The organism is Burkholderia sp. 9120 (assembly GCF_000745015.1).
Classification (GTDB): Bacteria; Pseudomonadota; Gammaproteobacteria; order Burkholderiales; family Burkholderiaceae; genus Paraburkholderia.
Map to the genome: position 1 here is coordinate 2,287,291 of NZ_JQNA01000002.1, position 17,916 is coordinate 2,305,206.

Annotated in this window: 15 protein-coding genes; 12 read left to right on the top strand and 3 right to left on the bottom strand. The window is 63.2% G+C overall.

Features of this window, described 5'->3' with window-relative positions; translation table 11 throughout:
• Positions 1-43: 43 nt before the first annotated feature.
• The gene (locus FA94_RS18380) at positions 44-1,027 is read right to left on the bottom strand and encodes a fumarylacetoacetate hydrolase family protein (protein ID WP_035553800.1); all 984 of its coding nucleotides are present in this window, start codon (positions 1,025-1,027) and stop codon (positions 44-46) included.
• Between the two features lie 126 nt (positions 1,028-1,153).
• Here FA94_RS18380 and FA94_RS18385 point away from each other — a divergent pair, with 126 nt between their 5' ends.
• The 7 genes from FA94_RS18385 to FA94_RS18415 all read left to right on the top strand — a co-directional run bounded on the left by FA94_RS18385 (position 1,154) and on the right by FA94_RS18415 (position 9,381).
• Positions 1,154-2,083: an IclR family transcriptional regulator gene (locus FA94_RS18385; RefSeq protein WP_035553802.1), complete on the top strand. Its 930-nt coding sequence runs from the start codon at positions 1,154-1,156 to the stop codon at positions 2,081-2,083.
• 114 nt (positions 2,084-2,197) lie between these two features.
• A complete protein-coding gene (locus FA94_RS18390; protein WP_035553803.1) occupies positions 2,198-3,505 on the top strand; it encodes a DUF3108 domain-containing protein in 1,308 nt (435 codons plus the stop codon).
• A 187-nt stretch (positions 3,506-3,692) separates the two neighbouring features.
• On the top strand, positions 3,693-4,481 hold the full coding sequence (locus FA94_RS18395; protein WP_035553805.1) for an alpha/beta fold hydrolase: 789 nt from the start codon (positions 3,693-3,695) through the stop codon (positions 4,479-4,481).
• Positions 4,482-4,599: 118 nt separating this feature from the next.
• Complete coding sequence (locus tag FA94_RS18400) at positions 4,600-4,857, top strand: BTH_I0359 family protein (protein ID WP_007179533.1); 258 nt, start codon at positions 4,600-4,602, stop codon at positions 4,855-4,857.
• A gap of 250 nt (positions 4,858-5,107) precedes the next feature.
• Complete coding sequence (locus tag FA94_RS18405) at positions 5,108-6,178, top strand: homocysteine S-methyltransferase family protein (RefSeq protein ID WP_035553807.1); 1,071 nt, start codon at positions 5,108-5,110, stop codon at positions 6,176-6,178.
• Positions 6,179-9,007 carry a methionine synthase gene (metH, locus tag FA94_RS18410; protein WP_286166022.1) on the top strand — a complete coding sequence of 943 codons (2,829 nt, stop codon included), beginning with the start codon at positions 6,179-6,181 and terminating at the stop codon, positions 9,005-9,007.
• A 164-nt stretch (positions 9,008-9,171) separates the two neighbouring features.
• Positions 9,172-9,381: a hypothetical protein gene (locus FA94_RS18415; protein WP_035553812.1), complete on the top strand. Its 210-nt coding sequence runs from the start codon at positions 9,172-9,174 to the stop codon at positions 9,379-9,381.
• Between the two features lie 191 nt (positions 9,382-9,572).
• Here the strand turns inward: FA94_RS18415 and FA94_RS18420 are convergent, their stop codons facing one another.
• Positions 9,573-9,899 (bottom strand): DUF1840 domain-containing protein, encoded by a 327-nt coding sequence (locus FA94_RS18420; RefSeq protein WP_035553813.1) that lies wholly within the window; start codon positions 9,897-9,899, stop codon positions 9,573-9,575.
• Between the two features lie 454 nt (positions 9,900-10,353).
• Between FA94_RS18420 and argS the strand changes: the two genes are divergently transcribed.
• The 5 genes from argS (at position 10,354) to FA94_RS18445 (ending at position 16,539) form a co-directional block, all read left to right on the top strand.
• On the top strand, positions 10,354-12,144 hold the full coding sequence (gene argS / locus FA94_RS18425) for an arginine--tRNA ligase (RefSeq protein ID WP_035553814.1): 1,791 nt from the start codon (positions 10,354-10,356) through the stop codon (positions 12,142-12,144).
• A 61-nt stretch (positions 12,145-12,205) separates the two neighbouring features.
• On the top strand, positions 12,206-12,997 hold the full coding sequence (locus tag FA94_RS18430; protein WP_035553815.1) for an SPOR domain-containing protein: 792 nt from the start codon (positions 12,206-12,208) through the stop codon (positions 12,995-12,997).
• Positions 12,998-13,172: 175 nt separating this feature from the next.
• A complete protein-coding gene (locus FA94_RS18435) occupies positions 13,173-13,811 on the top strand; it encodes a thiol:disulfide interchange protein DsbA/DsbL (protein WP_035553817.1) in 639 nt (212 codons plus the stop codon).
• 15 nt (positions 13,812-13,826) lie between these two features.
• A complete protein-coding gene (locus tag FA94_RS18440) occupies positions 13,827-14,600 on the top strand; it encodes an SDR family oxidoreductase (RefSeq protein ID WP_035553818.1) in 774 nt (257 codons plus the stop codon).
• 352 nt (positions 14,601-14,952) lie between these two features.
• Positions 14,953-16,539: an ABC transporter substrate-binding protein gene (locus FA94_RS18445; RefSeq protein WP_035553820.1), complete on the top strand. Its 1,587-nt coding sequence runs from the start codon at positions 14,953-14,955 to the stop codon at positions 16,537-16,539.
• Positions 16,540-16,626: 87 nt separating this feature from the next.
• On the opposite strand, the gene FA94_RS18450 is transcribed toward FA94_RS18445, so the two are convergent.
• Positions 16,627-17,700 carry an MBL fold metallo-hydrolase gene (locus FA94_RS18450; RefSeq protein WP_035553823.1) on the bottom strand — a complete coding sequence of 358 codons (1,074 nt, stop codon included), beginning with the start codon at positions 17,698-17,700 and terminating at the stop codon, positions 16,627-16,629.
• Between the last annotated feature and the right edge of the window lie 216 nt (positions 17,701-17,916).

Sequence of the window (17,916 nt, forward strand, 5' to 3'; positions counted from 1 at the left end):
CTGTGCACTCCACGCGCGCTACGCTACGCACAAACCCCGCGCATCAATCCAACGGCGCGATGCCCTGATCGATCGAACCGAAAATCGACTTGCCCGCTTCGTCGAACATTTCGATCTTCACGGTGTCGCCGTACTTCATGAACTCGGTTTGCGGCGCGCCGTGCTCGATCGTTTCCAGGCAGCGCTTTTCGGCGATACAGCAATAGCCGCGCTTCGCGTCCTTGTTCGACACCGTGCCCGAACCCACGATTGCGCCTGCGCGCAGGTTGCGGGTTTTCGCCGCGTGCGCGATCAACTGGCCGAAGTGAAACACCATGTCGGTGCCGGCGTCCGGCTGACCGACTTTCTTGCCGTTCCAATGGACGATCATCGGCCGATGCACGCGACCCTCGCGCCAATGTTCGCCGAGTTCGTCGGGCGTGACCGCGACCGGCGCGAACGAGGTGGCCGGCTTGCTCTGGAAAAAGCCGAAGCCCTTCGCGAGTTCGGCGGGAATCAGGTTGCGCAGCGAGACGTCGTTGACGAGCGTGATCAGGCGCACGCTTCTGAGCGCCTGATCGGGCGTGGCGCCCATCGGCACGTCGGTGGTAATCACGGCGACTTCCGCTTCGAAGTCGATGCCGAACGCTTCCGACGCGCACAGCACGTCGTCTTTCGGGCCAATGAAGTCGTCGCTGCCGCCTTGATACATCAACGGATCGGTCCAGAACTCCGGCGGCATCTCCGCGCCGCGCGCGCGCCTCACCAGCTCGACATGGTTCACATACGACGAACCGTCGGCCCACTGGAACGCGCGTGGCAGCGGCGCCATGCAGTCTTTGGCGTCGAACGCAAAGCTGTTGCGCGCGCGGCCCTGATTGAGCGCGTCGTACAGATCCTGCAGTTGCGGCGCGTAGAAGGTCCAGTCGTCGAGCACGCGCTGCATGGTGGGCGCGATCGCGTCGGCAATAGCCGCCGTGTGCAGGTCGCGGGACACGACGATCAGTTGACCGTCGCGCGTGCCGTCCTTCAGCGTGGCAAGTTTCATAGGGGAGTGAGCCGTATTAGTGACGATAGAAGGAATCTATTCTACGATGGTGAATCGGCGCGGCCCAAGTGGCCGCGACTTTCCTCCTTCTGAACCTCTTCTGAACGCGCTCGTGGCGCCCCGCTCATGCCTCCAACTGCCCGCTCCGGCGCGATCCGTACCGATCACGGCACTGCTGAACCGCTCGATGCCGCCTCCGACGCCACCGATACCGACGACGAAAGCGTCGAGAGTGGCGACAGCGGCGACAGCGGCGAAGAGAAACTGCGCTCGGGCATCCAGTCGATCGAAGTCGGCTTTCGCCTGCTCGACGTGCTGACCCACGAACCCCGCGCGATGATGCTGCGGGACCTCGCGCAGCGCGCCGGCATGAGTCCTGCGAAGGCGCACCGTTATCTGGTGAGTTTTCTGCGCCTGGGCGTCGTGTCGCAAGACCCGCTGTCGGGCCGCTACGAGTTGGGCGGCTTCGCGTTGCAACTCGGGCTCGCACGGCTTGCGCGGGTCGATGGCGTGAAGCTTGCGCGCATAGCGCTCGCCGAACTGCGCGACCGGCTCGATCTGACGGTCGGCATCGCCGTCTGGGGCAATCAGGGGCCGACCATGGTCCACTGGATGGAATCGAGCCATCCGGCGAAGGCGTCGCTGAAACTCGGCGATGTGATGCCACTACTCAGTTCGGCCACCGGCCTGCTGTTCGCCGCGTATCTGCCGGTTAGCAAGACCGCCGCGATGCTCGATCGCGAATTGGCCGACGCGCGCCGCGCCGCGCATCTCGGCGGACCGCGCACCCGCGATGAAGTCGAGCAGACGCTCGCGCAGGTGCGGCAACATCAGGCGGCGCGCGTGGAAGGCATGTTGTTGCCCACCATTCACGCGTTCTGCATGCCGGTGTTCGATTCGACGGGCGACCTCGCGCTTGGTCTGATCGCGTTGGGACATGAAGGCGTGTTCGATATCCGCTGGGGCGGCGAGATCGATCTGGCGCTGCGCGACTGCGCGCAAAAGCTGTCGTATGAGCTGGGTTATAGTGCGACGCCGCGCGACGCGCAGGATTGATGTGACGTGTGTCGCGGCGGCCTGAGCGCTTGCGTGGGCTCGCTTCGTACGCACTTTGAACGCGCTCATGCGCGTGAACTCAAACATTCCCTCATCGCACATCTTTAACCGCCGATGGCTTCATCCTCCGTCACACACCGTTCCGATCGCACCCCGCCTGGCGGACCGCGCGTCGCGTTGCGCGTGGGGCGATGGATCGCGGTGCTGCTGGTCGTGGCGGTGCTGCACTGGATCGCCGCGCAGTGGGTCGAGCGCAACCGCGCGACGCTGAATCCGGCGGACAGCGAGCGTGTCCCCGTGCAGGTCGCGTTGCTGACCCCTGAGCGTATCGAGCGCAATCCGGCCGCCGCCGCGCCGCATGCGCCGGCACCGGCGCCCGCGCAACGGGCCGCTGCGAGCAAGCCGCGCGAACATGTGCTGACCGCGTTGCAACCGGCGAAGCAGGCGCCATCGCCTGCGGCTGCATCGGAGACAGTCGCGAGCGCAACCGCCGCCGCAAGCGCTTCCACTGCAACTAGCGCGAACGCCACCGCTGGAAACCCCACCGGCACAGCCAGCGCCCCCACTGCCGCAAGCGCTCCGCAAGCGGCGCCAGGCGTGAAGTTTTCCGTCCCGCCTTCCGGCGAGTTGCAATACGACACGTTCTACAACGGCGTGCGCAACCAGCCCGGCACGATCCACTGGACCAGCAACGCGCAAAGCTACGAAATGGTGGTGTCGGTGCCGTTGCCTTTCGTCGGCACATTCGTGTATTCGAGCCACGGACGTATCGACGCATTCGGCCTCGCGCCGGATCAATACATCGAAAAGCGCGGCCGCCGCGCGGAAGACATCGCGATCTTCAATCGCAGCGACAAGAAAATCGCCTTCACCCGCACGCCGGCCAGCTTACCGCTGCCTGACGGCGCGCAGGACCGCTTCAGCATGGTGATGCAGCTCGCCAGCCTCGTGCGCGGCGACCCCACCGCTTATAAGCCCGGCGTGACGCGGCAGTTCTTCGTGGTTGACAACGACAGCGGCGAGAACTGGCCCATCGAGACGATCGGCGACGAGACCATCCGCACGGCGCAAGGCTTCATCGACGCGCGTCATTTCAAACGCCTGCCGCGCCACGACGGTGACCTGCGTCGGATCGACGTATGGCTCGCGCCGTCGCTCGGCTGGCTGCCGGCGCGGATCGTTCAGACGGAACCGAACGGCACGCAATTCGAGCTGGTGTGGCGCGGCAAGCTCAACCTCGACAATGCAGATGAAACCTCAAACGCTTCGCCCGGCAACATCGCCGATGGCAGCGTCGCTACGCCTGACAATTCAGCCAACCTGCAGCCTGCTGGCCCTTCGGCAGCAACGCCCGAAGCCGCGCCGTCCCAATCGTTAAATCCTACCGATCCCGGCAGTCCGCCCGGCATCATCAAACCCTGAAAACCCGGTCTCGAGTAAGGTCTCCAGGAATCGGCGAAACTTCTACGGCATCCCTGACTCGCAACACACTGCTGCAACCATTCGCGCGGATGCTGCGTATATTGTTGAGCCATCAGGTCGAAGCTCCTCGAGGCTGTGCAGCGCGCGTCAATGGATCCTTCCACTGCGATCCCTTCAAGGAGCCCGCATGCAAGTGAACATCAACGGAATCGAGACGCGCTATGTGCTGAGTAATGAGGGCGGCGGCCCCTGGCTGACGTTCATTCATCAGCTCGGTGGCGACCTCTCGGTGTGGGACCAGCTCGCCGGCTATTTCCGCGACGATTACACCGTGCTGCGCTACGACCTGCGCGGCCACGGCAAGACGGCGTTGTCACGTAAGGCTTTCAGCATGGCCGATCTGTCACACGATCTCGCCACTTTGCTCGATGCGCTCGGCGCGCCCACTACGCATGTGGTCGGCATGTCGATGGGCGGCATGATCGCGCAGCAATTCGCGCTCGACCACCCGTCGCGCGTCGATACGCTCACGCTCGCCAATACGTTCGGCGGCACACGTCCCGAAAGCCGCGCACTGTGGGAGCAACGCGCCGCGAGCGTCCGCGAAGGCGGCATGGCGTCGCTCGTACCGTCGACCATGGACCGCTGGCTGACACCTGACTTTCAACGTGAGCACCCCGAAGCTGTCGAACCGATTCGCGAGGTGTTCAGCCATACGTTGTCAGAAGGCTACGCTATGGCGTGCGAGGCGGTGCGCGATTTCGACGTACGCAGTAAGCTGGGAACCATCCGTTGCCCAACATTGACCGTGGCGGGCCGCCACGACACGGGCACGCCGCCTGCTGATACGCAGGCAATTGCAGACGCCATCGAAGGCGCACGTTTCGAACTGCTCGATGCCGCTCATCTCGCACCCATCGAACAATCTCACCGTTTTGCTGCACTGCTTGAAACGTTTCTTGAAAGGCCGGTCTAACCGGTAGGTTCGGAACTTTTACAAGCGTCAATCCGGACCCACCCCTTGAATTCCACCCTCACGCTCCAACCTATGGCGCAGGAATGGCCAGGAGCCAACGGAAATAAGGAGTGTCGCCATGCAAATGATCTACAACAGCCCCAACTATTGCGTCGTTGAGTTTCCGCCGCAGGAAGGTCCGCTGGCCATGAAGTCGGGTGGCTACGAGATCGTGGACAAAAACATGCAGCGGGAGATCTACATTGATGGCGCAATGGCGGCGCGGTTTCGCGAGCACGTGCAGAAGCTGATCGAAGAGGAACCGTCGCTGGACGAGGTCGACGAATTCCTCGGGCAGTTCGACAGTCTGATGCATCAACCGGTGATTCTTCACTAAGCGCAAGCTTCGATTCAACGTTTTTGGCGACCTATCTTCGACCGCGCCGTCCGGCTTAGCAGTCGGCCCACCCGGCGGCCCTTTCAAGGCGGTCAGCAGTTCATGAAGCGGTCCAGCAGGCTTTTGGCTTGTTGGGCCGTTTTCTTTTCCAATGGCGAGATCGCCTGTCCGGCCCGCGCCCGGCGTGTGCGCCCGGCAGCGGCTACAATGACAGGTTTCCCGCCAAACCCGGCGCAAGCCCTTGTCCGCCATGAACCAGCCTGCTCAAACCGCCACGCCAGTCCGCTCCGAAGCCGCCTATACACGCGGTGCGGCGCTGCCCGAGCTGCTCAAGTCGCGCATCCTGATCCTGGACGGCGCAATGGGCACGATGATCCAGCGCTCCAAGCTCGACGAAGCCCGTTATCGCGGCGAGCGCTTCAAGGACTACGGTCGCGACATCAAAGGCAACAACGAACTGTTGTCGATCACGCAGCCACAGATCATCGGCGAGATTCACGAGCAATACCTCGCGGCGGGCGCGGACATCATCGAGACCAACACGTTCGGTGCGACCACGGTGGCCCAGGCTGACTACGGCATGGAAGCGCTGGCCATCGAAATGAATCTCGAATCGGCCAGGCTGGCGCGCGCCGCCTGCAACAAGTATTCGACGCCTGACAAGCCGCGCTTCGTCGCCGGCGCGATCGGACCGACGCCGAAGACCGCGAGCATTTCGCCCGACGTGAACGATCCAGGTGCGCGCAACGTGACCTTCGACGAACTGCGCACGGCCTATTACGAGCAGGCCAAGGCGTTGCTCGACGGCGGCTGCGATCTTTTCCTCGTCGAGACGATCTTCGACACGCTCAACGCGAAGGCCGCGCTGTTCGCGCTGGACGAACTGTTCGAGGACACCGGCGAACGTCTGCCGATCATGATCTCGGGCACGGTCACCGACGCGTCGGGCCGCATTCTGTCGGGCCAAACCGTCGAGGCGTTCTGGAACTCGCTGCGTCACGCGAAGCCGCTCACCTTTGGTTTGAACTGCGCGCTGGGCGCGGCGCTGATGCGCCCGTACATCGCCGAACTGGCGAAGCTGTGCGACACCTATGTGTCGTGCTATCCGAACGCCGGCTTGCCGAATCCGATGAGCGATACGGGCTTCGACGAATTGCCGGCGGATACGTCGGGTTTGTTGAAGGAGTTCGCGCAGGCGGGGTTGGTGAATATCGCGGGCGGGTGCTGTGGGACGACGCCGGAGCATATTGCGGCGATCGCTCAGGCGCTGGCTGAAATCAAGCCGCGCAAATGGCCGACCCAATACCGCGACGCCGCCTGAGTGCGGCGGCCTGAGCTTCGGCCGCCGCTCTTCGCTATCGCAGTAGACGCACCTCGCACACACACCTCGCAGACGCATCTCAACCGCACGCAATCGACTCGCACACACGCCATGACCGATCACACCATGCGCCTTTCCGGCCTCGAGCCGTTCAACGTCACGTCCGGCACTCTCTTCATCAACGTCGGCGAGCGCACCAACGTGACCGGCTCGAAAGCCTTCGCGCGAATGATCCTGAACGATCAGTTCGACGACGCCGTCGCGGTCGCGCGCCAGCAGGTCGAAAACGGCGCGCAGGTCATTGACGTCAACATGGACGAAGCGATGCTCGATTCGAAAGCGGCCATGGTGCGCTTCATGAATCTGATCGCGTCGGAGCCGGACATTGCGCGCGTGCCGATCATGATCGACTCGTCGAAGTGGGAAGTGATCGAGGCGGGCCTGAAGTGCGTGCAAGGCAAAGCGATCGTCAACTCGATCTCGCTGAAGGAAGGCGAAGAGGCCTTCCGCCACCACGCGAACCTGATTCGCCGCTACGGTGCGGCCGCCGTCGTGATGGCCTTCGACGAACAGGGCCAGGCCGACACCTACGAGCGCAAGACGCAAATCTGCAAGCGCTCGTACGACTTCCTGGTGAACGAAGTCGGCTTCCCGCCGGAAGACATCGTCTTCGATCCGAACATCTTCGCGATCGCCACCGGTATCGAGGAGCACAACAACTACGCGGTCGACTTCATCAACGCGACGCGCTGGATCAAGGAAAACCTGCCGTACGCGAAGGTGAGCGGCGGCGTGTCGAACGTGTCGTTCTCGTTCCGCGGCAACGACCCGGTGCGCGAAGCGATCCACACCGTGTTCCTCTATCACGCGATTCAGGCCGGTATGGATATGGGCATCGTCAACGCGGGTCAGCTCGGCGTGTATGCCGACCTCGATCCGGAGTTGCGCGAACGCGTCGAAGACGTGGTGCTGAACCGCCGTGAAGACGGCACCGACCGGCTGCTCGAAATCGCCGACAAGTTCAAGACCGGCGCCGCGAAGAAAGAAGAGAACCTCGAATGGCGTAACCAGCCGGTCGAGAAGCGCCTCGCGCATGCGCTGGTACTCGGCATCAACAACTTCATCGTCGAAGACACCGAAGAAGTGCGCGCGAAGATCGCCGCCGCCGGCGGCCGCCCGATCAACGTGATCGAAGGTCCGCTGATGGACGGCATGAACATCGTCGGCGACCTGTTCGGCCAGGGCAAGATGTTCCTGCCGCAAGTCGTCAAGTCGGCGCGCGTGATGAAGCAGGCGGTCGCGCATCTGATCCCGTTCATCGAAGAAGAAAAGCGCCTGCTCGCGGAAGCCGGCGGCGACGTGCGCGCGAAAGGCAAGATCGTCATCGCCACGGTGAAGGGCGACGTGCACGACATCGGCAAGAACATCGTGTCCGTGGTGCTTCAGTGCAATAACTTCGAAGTGGTCAACATGGGCGTGATGGTCTCGTGCAACGACATTCTCGCCAAGGCGAAGGTCGAAGGCGCGGACATCATCGGGCTGTCGGGGCTGATCACGCCGAGCCTCGAAGAAATGGCTTATGTCGCGTCGGAAATGCAGCGCGACGACTACTTCCGCATCAAGAAAATTCCGCTGCTGATCGGCGGCGCGACCACCTCGCGCGTGCACACCGCGGTGAAGATCGCGCCGCATTACGAAGGGCCGGTGGTGTACGTGCCGGACGCGTCGCGCTCGGTGTCGGTGGCGTCGAGCCTGCTGTCCGACGAAGGCGCGGCCAAGTACCTCGAAGACCTGAAGACCGACTACGACCGCATCCGCGTGCAACACGCCAACCGCAAAGCCACGCCGATGGTCACGCTCGCCGAAGCCCGCGCGAACAAGACCAAGGTGGACTGGGCGAGCTACCAACCGGTCAAGCCGAAGTTCATCGGCCGCCGTGTGTTCAAGAACTTCGATCTGAGCGAACTCGCGAAGTACATCGACTGGGGTCCGTTCTTCCAGACCTGGGACCTGGCCGGCCCGTATCCCGCGATCCTGAACGACGAGATCGTCGGCGAATCGGCGCGGCGCGTGTTCTCGGACGGCAAGTCGATGCTCTCGCGTCTGATCCAGGGCCGCTGGCTGCAGGCCAACGGCGTGATCGCGCTGCTGCCCGCCAATACGGTGAACGACGACGACATCGAAATCTACACGGACGATTCGCGCTCGGAAGTCGCACTCACCTGGCGTAACCTGCGTCAGCAGAGCGTGCGCCCGGTGGTAGACGGCGTGATGCGGCCGAACCGTTCGCTCGCCGACTTCATCGCGCCGAAGGACTCGGGCGTGGCCGACTACATCGGCATGTTCGCGGTCACGGCGGGTCTGGGCGTCGACGTGAAGGAAAAGCAGTTCGAAAAGGATCACGACGACTACAGCGCGATCATGCTGAAGGCGCTCGCGGATCGTTTCGCCGAAGCCTTCGCCGAAGCAATGCATGCGCGCGTGCGGCGCGATCTGTGGGGCTATGCGAACACTGAAACGCTGTCTAACGACGACCTGATCGCCGAGAAGTATCACGGCATCCGTCCGGCGCCCGGCTATCCGGCCTGCCCGGACCATCTGGTCAAGCGCGACATGTTCGACGTGCTGCAAGCCACCGAAATCGGCATGAGCGTGACCGAATCGCTCGCCATGCTGCCGGCGGCGAGCGTCTCCGGTTTCTATCTCGCGCATCCCGACAGCACCTATTTCTCGGTCGGCAAGATCGGTCAGGACCAGCTGGAGGATTACGCAATTCGCATGGCGTTGTCGAAAACGGATGCGGAGCGCGCTCTGGCGCCTTTGCTGTAAGCCTTTTGCATAGCGTGGCGGGAAACCCACTATATCGGGTCTGAAAGGCTGAATATTTGCGGCAGTGTAATTTTCGGCTTTGTAGACTGAATTGGGTTTACCCAGCCAGACGCGGCCAAAACGCGTCGGCTTATCTAATTGCAATCGTCGACGGAGAGAATCGTATGAAGAAGCTGACGCTGTTGTTGACTGCTGTTTCACTCGCTGTGGGCGCCTCGGCGGCGCTGGCACAGCCCGCCGCTCCGGCGGGTTCGAGCGCGGTGAGCTCGTATTCGCCGCCCACCGTGAAGCACGTCAAGAAACCGAAGAAGAAGAAAATGAAGAAGGGTGCGTCGGCTCCCGCGGCCGCCCCGGCGGACGCTGCCAGCCAGTAAGCGCTACACGTCAAAGCCGGTTGACTCCGGCCTTGAATGACAAAGAGCCCGCTTCGAGCGGGCTCTTTTCATTGGTGCGTCGCAAGGATTCGCGCCGCCAACTGCGGCGCGGGATACGCGCCATGACTTCTGCAACGGCTGCGGCGCACATTTGGCCCACGGAGGAGCCGACCACGCCGCCGCGTGGAACTTCACAGACCCCAGACGATATCCGCGTTTTCCTTCTGCGCCGCGCGCAGCATGTCTAGGAACGGATACGCGCGTTGCGCGAGTCCCGGCGGAATCTCGTGATGCTCGTGACCGTCTTCGCCTTCGTGGAAATGGCCGTCGTGTTCGGCGCGTTCCTGCTTGTCGACGTTGATGGCGGCTTCGAGTTTGCCGATAGCCACACCGAGTTCGTCGTGCGTAATGACGCCGCGTTCACCCAGGCGTTTGCCGACGATACCGACCAGATACTGGGCAAGATTCTCCAGCATCATGACGTCTGGCGCGGCGCGGCATTTGAAAGTAATCAGCATGACTGTTCCCTTTTTTGGTTATGTTGGATTGGCGTGCCGACGGCTCGAAAGCGGCGGCGGCGCGCGTTACGTTGACTCGCCAATCCGGCGCGGCGGCCACGGCCCTTGCTGGGCATCTCATTGAACATATTAGCACCTGCTAAAATCCCTCTGAACGGAAAAGCGCGCCGCCTCTGGCCGCGCACGGCCGGGCACTGTGAATTGGCTCGATTGGTCACCAGGCAGCCGCGCGTTGCCGCTGCCAGCCGCGCCGGTCAACCGCCGCGAGCCGCTGCGCATCATGTCTGACTGCGTTGCAGGCAACGTGCCTGACCGCGCAGTCGTTGCGACCGAATTGCCGCAACGGGCGCCGCGCCGCTTTCCACGCTTCTGACGGACCGGCTGCGCCTGCTGCACGGGCACGGCCAACGCCGCTTCCGCATCACCGGATTGCCTCACTGGACTCGCAACAAGCATGCTGCCTGCACACAAACAGACCCTCGAAACCCTGCTCGCCGACACGGTAAAGCAGGTCGCTGAAGCCTCGCAAGGCGCGACCGAAGCCGCTTTCGTGTCGCCCACCATCACGCTGGAACGCCCCAAGGTCGCCGCGCACGGCGACGTCGCGTGCAACGTGGCCATGCAGCTCGCCAAGCCGCTGCGCGCGAATCCGCGCCAGCTCGCACAACAGATCGTCGACGCGCTGCTCGCGCAGCCGCTCGCCCAAGGTCTCGTCGAAGCCGCTGAAGTGGCCGGCCCCGGCTTCATCAACCTGCGTCTGGCCGCCGCCGCGAAGCAGGCGGTGATCGCCGCCGTGTTCGCCGAGCAGGCCGCGTTCGGCCAATCGCAGCGCGACGCCGGCAAGCACGTACTGATCGAATTCGTGTCGGCCAACCCGACCGGCCCGCTGCACGTCGGCCACGGCCGTCAGGCCGCGCTCGGCGACGCGCTCTCGAACGTGCTGGCCTCGCAAGGCTGGGACGTGCACCGCGAGTTCTACTACAACGACGCCGGCATGCAGATCCAGACGCTCGCGCTGTCCACCCAGGCACGCGCGCGCGGCATCGCCCCCGGCGACGCGGGCTGGCCGGCTTCGGCCTACAACGGCGAGTACATCGCCGAAATCGCCAAAGACTATCTGGCCGGCGCTACGGTGGCCGCGAGCGACGGCGAGCCGGTGACCGGCGCGCGCGACGTCGAAGATTTCGAAGCGATCCGCCGTTTCGCGGTGGCGTATCTGCGCCGCGAACAGGACATGGATTTGCTGGCGTTCGGCGTGAAGTTCGACCAGTACTATCTGGAGTCGTCGCTGTACACGGAAGGCCGGGTCGAAAAGACGGTCGAAGCGCTGGTCGCCGCCGGCAAGACCTACGAACAGGAAGGCGCGCTGTGGCTGCGCACCACCGACGACGGCGACGACAAAGACCGCGTGATGCGCAAGACCGACGGCACCTACACGTACTTCGTGCCGGACGTCGCCTATCACGTCGCCAAGTGGGAGCGCGGCTTCACCAAGGTCATCAACGTCCAGGGTTCGGACCACCACGGCACGATCGCGCGGGTGCGCGCCGGCTTGCAAGGGTTGGGCATCGGCATTCCGAAGGGCTATCCCGACTACATCCTGCACAAGATGGTCACGGTCATGCGCAACGGCGAAGAGGTGAAGATCTCCAAGCGCGCCGGGAGCTACGTGACGGTGCGCGACCTGATCGAATGGTCGGGCGGCGCGACGCCGGGCTCGGAAACCGCCGTCGACCTGATCGACGAGGAAACGATTCGCCGCGGCCGCGACGCCGTGCGCTTCTTCCTGATCTCGCGCAAGGCGGATACGGAATTCGTGTTCGACATCGACCTCGCGCTGAAGCAGAACGACGAAAACCCCGTGCATTACGTGCAGTACGCGCACGCGCGCATCTGCTCGGTGCTCGCCGAATGCAAGTCGCGCTACAACACGGACGAAACCACGCTCGCGTCGGTGGACGTTTCCCCGCTCACCAGCGAACGCGCCATGGCGCTGCTGAACAAGCTCGCCGAATTCCCGGACATGCTGCAGCACGCCGCCGACGAACTCGCACCGCACGCGGTCGCGTTCTATCTGCGCGACCTCGCCGGGGAATTCCACTCGTTCTACAATGACCGGGCCGAGCGCGTGCTGGTTGACGATGCGGCCGAGCGCAATGCCCGCGTCGCGCTGCTCGCGGCCACGCGTCAAGTGCTGGCCAACGGTCTCGCGACGATCGGCGTCTCCGCTCCCGTCAAGATGTAAGTCCTCCGCCGTAACATGCATGCGGCCGTCGTTATAATCGGCGGCCGTTCCAGGATTCTTTTTGCAGGTGATTCATACGATGGCAAAACCACGCCGCACAACAAAGCAATCGAAACAAACCGGGGGCACTTTTCTCGGCATCGTGCTGGGCCTGATCGTCGGCCTTGCGATCGCGGTCGTGGTGGCGCTGTATATCACCCGTGCGCCTACACCGTTCGTCTCGAAGGTGGCGCCGCCCGCGGCGTCCGACTCCAGCGCGAGCCAGGCGCAATACGATCCGAACCGTCCACTGCAAGGCAAGACGCCGGGCCAGCCGGTGCCGCAAGCCGCGCAGCCGGCGCCGCCGAATACCGCCCCGGGCCAGACCAATTCGCAGACGCAGTCGGGCATGCTGGAAGAGCCGCAGATCGTCGAAGTGCCACCCGCTAACGGCACGAACGCCAACCCGAACGGCACGGCAGTCGCACCGAAGCCCGCGCAGGACAACGGCAACGTCGCGCCCACCGCACCGGCCAAGAAGCCGCAGGCATCCAGCGCACCGGCGCCCAGCACGGCAACCGCCAACGCCAAGCCGGGTTCCGGCGCGACGTCGGCACCGACTCCGGGTGATGCGAACACCGGCTACTTCCTGCAAGTGGGCGCGTACAAAACCTCGGCCGACGCCGAACAGCAACGCGCGCGTCTCGCGTTCCAGGGCTTCGAATCGAAGGTCACGCAGCGCGATGCGGGCGGTGTGACGTACTATCGCGTGCGGATCGGACCGTTCTCGAAGTTCGAGGACATGAATTCGAGCCGTCAGCGTCTGTCCGACGCAGGCGTCGACACCGCGGTGATCCGTTTCACGAAGCAGTAAGCCAACCATAAACACACGGTGATTTACCGGAACGCGCCGCCGCCGAACCATCGGCGTGCGGCGCGTGTCACAAACACGACGGACGTTTGAAAACGTCCCAACGCCGACAATGAAAAGCGGTGGCGGGCATTTGCGTGGCGCCGCCGCTTTACCGCCTACTCTGGGTCAACACGACATGAAAAAACTGCTGAGCATTCTGTTCCTCTCGCTGGGCCTCGTTGCCGCCACAGCTCAAGCGGCGCCGGCCGCACCGGTGTCCGGCAAGGACTACACCGTGCTGGCCACGCCGCAACCGACCGACGAACCGGCCGGCAAGATCGAAGTCACCGAGTTCTTCTGGTACGGCTGCCCGCACTGCAACGAATTCAACCCGTACCTCGAAGCGTGGGTGAAGAAGCAAGGTCCGGACGTCGTGTTCAAGCGCGTGCCGGTCGCCTTCCGCGACGACTTCGTGCCGCATTCGAAGATGTATCACGCGCTCGACGCACTCGGCCTCGCGCAATCGCTCACGCCGAAGGTCTTCAACGAAATCCACGTCAACAAAGACTATCTGCTGACGCCGGAAGATCAGGCCAAATTCCTTGCGAAGAACGGCGTCGATCCGAAGAAGTACATGGAAGCGTACAACTCGTTCTCGACGCAAAGCGCGTTGCAGAAAGACACGAAGCTGATGAACGACTACAAGATCGACGGCGTGCCGACCTTGGCCATTCAAGGCAAGTATGAAACCGGCCCGGCTCAGACCAACAGCCTGCCGGGCACGATCCAGGTGCTGGATTACCTGGTCGCGCAAATCCGCGCCAAGAAGATGTAAAGACGAGGCGCCGGAATGAGTTCACCGCTGAAGGTTTTCATTACCGGCGCCTCGAGTGGCATCGGCCTCGCCCTCGCTGCCGAATATGCGCAGCGCGGCGCGATTCTCGGCCTGGTCGCCCGTCGCGGCGACGCTCTCGCCGCGTTCCAGCAGTCCCATCCGCAGAATTCGATCGCCGTCTATTCCGTCGACGTGCGCGACGCCGAAGCGCTCGCCGAAGCGGCCGCGCAATTCATCGCGCAATACGGCCTGCCGGATGTCGTCATCGCCAATGCCGGCATCAGCCGCGGTGCGGTCACCGGACACGGCGATCTGCGCACCTTCCGCGAAGTGATGGACATCAATTACTTCGGCATGGTCGCCACGTTCGAGCCGTTCGCCGCCGCCATGGTCGCCGCGAAGAAAGGCACCCTCGTCGGGATTGCCAGCGTCGCCAGCGTGCGGGGTTTGCCGGGCTCCGGCGCATATAGCGCGTCGAAGTCGGCGGCGCTCAAGTATCTGGAGGCGTTGCGCGTCGAGATGCGCCCGCAGGGCGTCGGCGTGGTCACCATCGCGCCCGGCTACATCCGCACGCCGATGACCGAGCACAATCCGTACACCATGCCGTTCCTGATGGACGCCGACCGTTTCGCGGTGAAGGTAGCGGACGCGGTTGAACGTCAAACGGCGTTTGCAGTGTTCCCGTGGCAAATGCGTATCGTCGCGATGCTGCTGCATGTCATGCCGCGCTGGCTCTACGACCGCGCGTTCGAACGCGCGCCGCGCAAGCCGCGCGCTGCCACCGAGTAAAACCGATCACCCCGTGCGGCCGATGCATCCGGCGCTGCACGCTTCCACTATCTTCGATAGCGCTTAAGGGCTTCAGCTCATAGGCGTCGTTCGTATCACGCTCTTCCGCACCACAAGCCGTAGCGCAGCGCCCGCCCCATATGGATATGCGGATTAAGTTGTTGTCGCCGCAACCACCCTTCGATAAGCTTTCGCGCAGGCTCACCCGCGCATGGGCGGCATTATCGGCGTCATGCGCCAGCGCCGGAAACGTATCACAATAAAGACGGCGGCCACGCCGGCCACCCTCGTCAACGGAACATAACCACACAACCAGACGCACTGCCTGACTGCGCTTGTTATGGGAGATCCTATGCGCTTCAAACTGCTCGCAGCCGCCGTATTGTTCACGGCGCCCGCGCTCGTGCTCGCCAAACCGCTGACCGTCTGTACCGAGTCGAGCCCTGACGGTTTCGACGTCGTGCAGTTCAATTCGCTCGTCACGACCAATGCGTCGGCCGACGTGATCTTCAACTCGCTGGTCACGTACGACGAGGCCGCGAAGAAAGTGGAGCCGTCGCTAGCCGACAAGTGGGACGTGAGCGCCGACGGCCTCACCTATACGTTCCATCTGCGCCCGAACGTGCAGTTCCAGACCACCGACTACTTCAAGCCTACCCGTGCGCTGAATGCCGACGACGTCGTCTTCACGTTCGACCGCATGCTCAACGACAGCAATCCGTGGCACAAGGTGACGGGCGCGAGCGGCTTCCCGCATGCGCAGTCGATGGGCCTGCCGAAGCTGATCAAGTCGGTCAGCAAGGTCGACGACAACACCGTCAAATTCGAGCTGAACGCGCCGGACGCGACCTTCGTGTCCATCCTGACAATGGGTTTCGCGTCGATCTATTCGGCTGAATACGCCGACCAGTTGCTCAAGGCAGGCAAGCAGGTCGACCTGAACGCAAAGCCGATCGGCACCGGTCCGTTCGAACTGAAGAGCTACACGAAAGACGCCGTGATCCGTTACGACGTGAACCCGACCTACTGGGGCCCGAAACCGAAGATCGACCGCCTGATCTACGCGATCACGCCGGACGCCACGGTGCGGGCGCAGAAGGTGAAAGCGGGCGAATGCCAGATCGCGCTGTCGCCGAAGCCGCAGGATCTCGCCGACGCGAAGACCGACAAGTCGCTCGCCATCGTGCAAACGCCCGCGTTCATGACGGCGTTCGTCGCATTGAACACGCAGAAGAAGCCGCTCGACAACCAGAAGGTGCGCGCCGCGCTGAACATGGCGTTCGACCGCACCACGTATCTGAAGACCGTGTTCGACAACACCGCGACGCCGGCCGTGAATCCGTATCCGCCGAACACGTGGAGCTACGACAAGGCGGTGAAACCGTGGCCGTACGACCCGGTGAAGGCGAAGAAGCTGCTCGCCGACGCGGGCTATCCGAACGGCTTCGAAACGACGATCTGGGTGCGTCCGAACGGCAGCGTGCTGAACCCGAATCCGAAGGCCGGCGCCGAACTGCTGCAGGCGGACTTCGCGAAGATCGGCGTGAAGGCGGAGGTGAAGGTGATCGAATGGGGCGAGCTGATCAAGCAGGCCAAACAAGGCCAGCACGATTCGCTGTTCATGGGCTGGGCCGGCGACAACGGCGACCCGGACAACTACCTGTCGCCGCTCTTTAGCTGCAATGCGGTGAAGTCGGGGATCAACTTCGCGCGCTTCTGCGATCAGGATCTGGACAAGCTGATCGCCGACGGCAAGTCGACGCCGGATCAGGCCAAGCGAGCGAAAGCGTATGAACAGGCGCAGCAGATCATTCACGATCAGGCGCTGTGGATTCCGCTCGGGTATCCGACCGCGTCGGCGATTACGCGCACGACTGTGAGCGGCTATCACGTGAGTCCGTTTGGACGGCAGAACTTTGGGACGGTGGCGGTGCAGTAAGGCTGCTGGTTTTCAGAGGCGAATAAAAGCAAAGCCCGGTTGCGTACGAAACGCACCGGGCTTTTTTTATCGACCCACTAACGCTCTTTAGACCGGCGAAAAACGGATCACCCCATCCTCACTCTGCTCACGCTTCAACTCTCCCGCAAGCCACAGCAGATGCAAATGCGCGAGCGCCTCGCCCATCGCAAACGTCATCTGATGGATATCGAGCTGGCGCTTGAACATGAGCGGCACGATATCCGCGGCGCTCTGCGGTTTCTCCGCGCAAGCCTCGCGCACTTCGGCCAGGCGCGCATCGTGATGCTCGCGCAGCTGCCGGATACGCGTGCGCACGCCGCGAAACGGTTTGCCATGCGACGGCAACACCAGCGTGTCTTCCGGCATCGTCTCGTAACGGCCGAGCGATTCCAGATACAACGCGAGCGGCGTGCCCTCCGGCTCCATATCGAACACCGACACATTGGTCGAAATTCGCGGCAACACCATGTCGCCGGAAATCAGCACGCCGGTCTCTTCGCAATACAGGGCGCAGTGTTCCGGCGAATGACCGAAACCCGTCACCACATGCCACGTCTTGCCGCCGATCTTCACGCCATCCGCTTCACGCAGACGCCGGTACTGCCCCGGAATCGCCGGCACCAGACTCGCGTAATAGCTCTTGCGATTGCGCAGTTTGTCGAGCGACTCTTCATCCGTCACGCCGTGCCGCGCGAAGTGTCGCGCCGCGCCCTCGCCGCCCGCGTTCGAGCCGTCGCCGGCCGCCATTACGCGTGCCTGCATGTATTCGCCAAGGGTCATCCACAGCCGCACGTCCCAGCGCTGTTTGTCGCCGCCCGTGCAAATCCAGTGCGCGAGACCAATGTGGTCCGGATGGCAATGCGTGACGATCACGCGCAACACCGGCAGACCGTCGAGCACCGTGTCGAACACTGTCTCCCAGTTCTCCTTGATCGTGTCCGACGTAATGCCGCAGTCCACCACCGTCCAGCCCTGCTGACCGTCGAACTCGTCGCGCAACAGCCAGAGGTTGATGTGGTCCAGCGCGAACGGCAGCGGCATGCGTAGCCAGAACACGCCGGGCGCGACTTCCAGCGCGTGGCCTGCGTCCGGCAACGTGTCGTTGAACGGGTAGTCGAGTTGATGTTCGAGTGCATTCATTGTGGGTGTCTTCCTCCGTCGGCCGTCCGGCATGGCGAGGTGTGCGATGCCGGGCGGCGTGGTTGCGGCACGCTCGTGCCGTAGTGCGCCGTGTCTGCTGCCGGTTACTGCCGGTTACTGCCGGGTTTCTACCAGGTTCCTGCGGGTGTTGCGTTCAGCTCAAGTTGACGATAACGTAAACGTCGATTCTATCGTCCAATCCGATTTTCTGCCCGG

Excerpts from the sequence above, each read along its gene's own strand:
- FA94_RS18380 (WP_035553800.1), bottom strand. The coding sequence starts at position 1,027 with ATGAAACTTGCCACGCTGAAGGACGGCACGCGCGACGGTCAACTGATC.
- FA94_RS18415 (WP_035553812.1), top strand. The coding sequence starts at position 9,172 with ATGAAGAAGCTGACGCTGTTGTTGACTGCTGTTTCACTCGCTGTGGGC.
- FA94_RS18395 (WP_035553805.1), top strand. The coding sequence starts at position 3,693 with ATGCAAGTGAACATCAACGGAATCGAGACGCGCTATGTGCTGAGTAAT.
- FA94_RS18420 (WP_035553813.1), bottom strand. The coding sequence starts at position 9,899 with ATGCTGATTACTTTCAAATGCCGCGCCGCGCCAGACGTCATGATGCTG.
- FA94_RS18405 (WP_035553807.1), top strand. The coding sequence starts at position 5,108 with ATGAACCAGCCTGCTCAAACCGCCACGCCAGTCCGCTCCGAAGCCGCC.
- FA94_RS18450 (WP_035553823.1), bottom strand. The coding sequence starts at position 17,700 with ATGAATGCACTCGAACATCAACTCGACTACCCGTTCAACGACACGTTG.
- FA94_RS18435 (WP_035553817.1), top strand. The coding sequence starts at position 13,173 with ATGAAAAAACTGCTGAGCATTCTGTTCCTCTCGCTGGGCCTCGTTGCC.
- FA94_RS18445 (WP_035553820.1), top strand. The coding sequence starts at position 14,953 with ATGCGCTTCAAACTGCTCGCAGCCGCCGTATTGTTCACGGCGCCCGCG.
- argS (WP_035553814.1), top strand. The coding sequence starts at position 10,354 with ATGCTGCCTGCACACAAACAGACCCTCGAAACCCTGCTCGCCGACACG.
- FA94_RS18390 (WP_035553803.1), top strand. The coding sequence starts at position 2,198 with ATGGCTTCATCCTCCGTCACACACCGTTCCGATCGCACCCCGCCTGGC.
- FA94_RS18440 (WP_035553818.1), top strand. The coding sequence starts at position 13,827 with ATGAGTTCACCGCTGAAGGTTTTCATTACCGGCGCCTCGAGTGGCATC.
- FA94_RS18400 (WP_007179533.1), top strand. The coding sequence starts at position 4,600 with ATGCAAATGATCTACAACAGCCCCAACTATTGCGTCGTTGAGTTTCCG.
- FA94_RS18385 (WP_035553802.1), top strand. The coding sequence starts at position 1,154 with ATGCCTCCAACTGCCCGCTCCGGCGCGATCCGTACCGATCACGGCACT.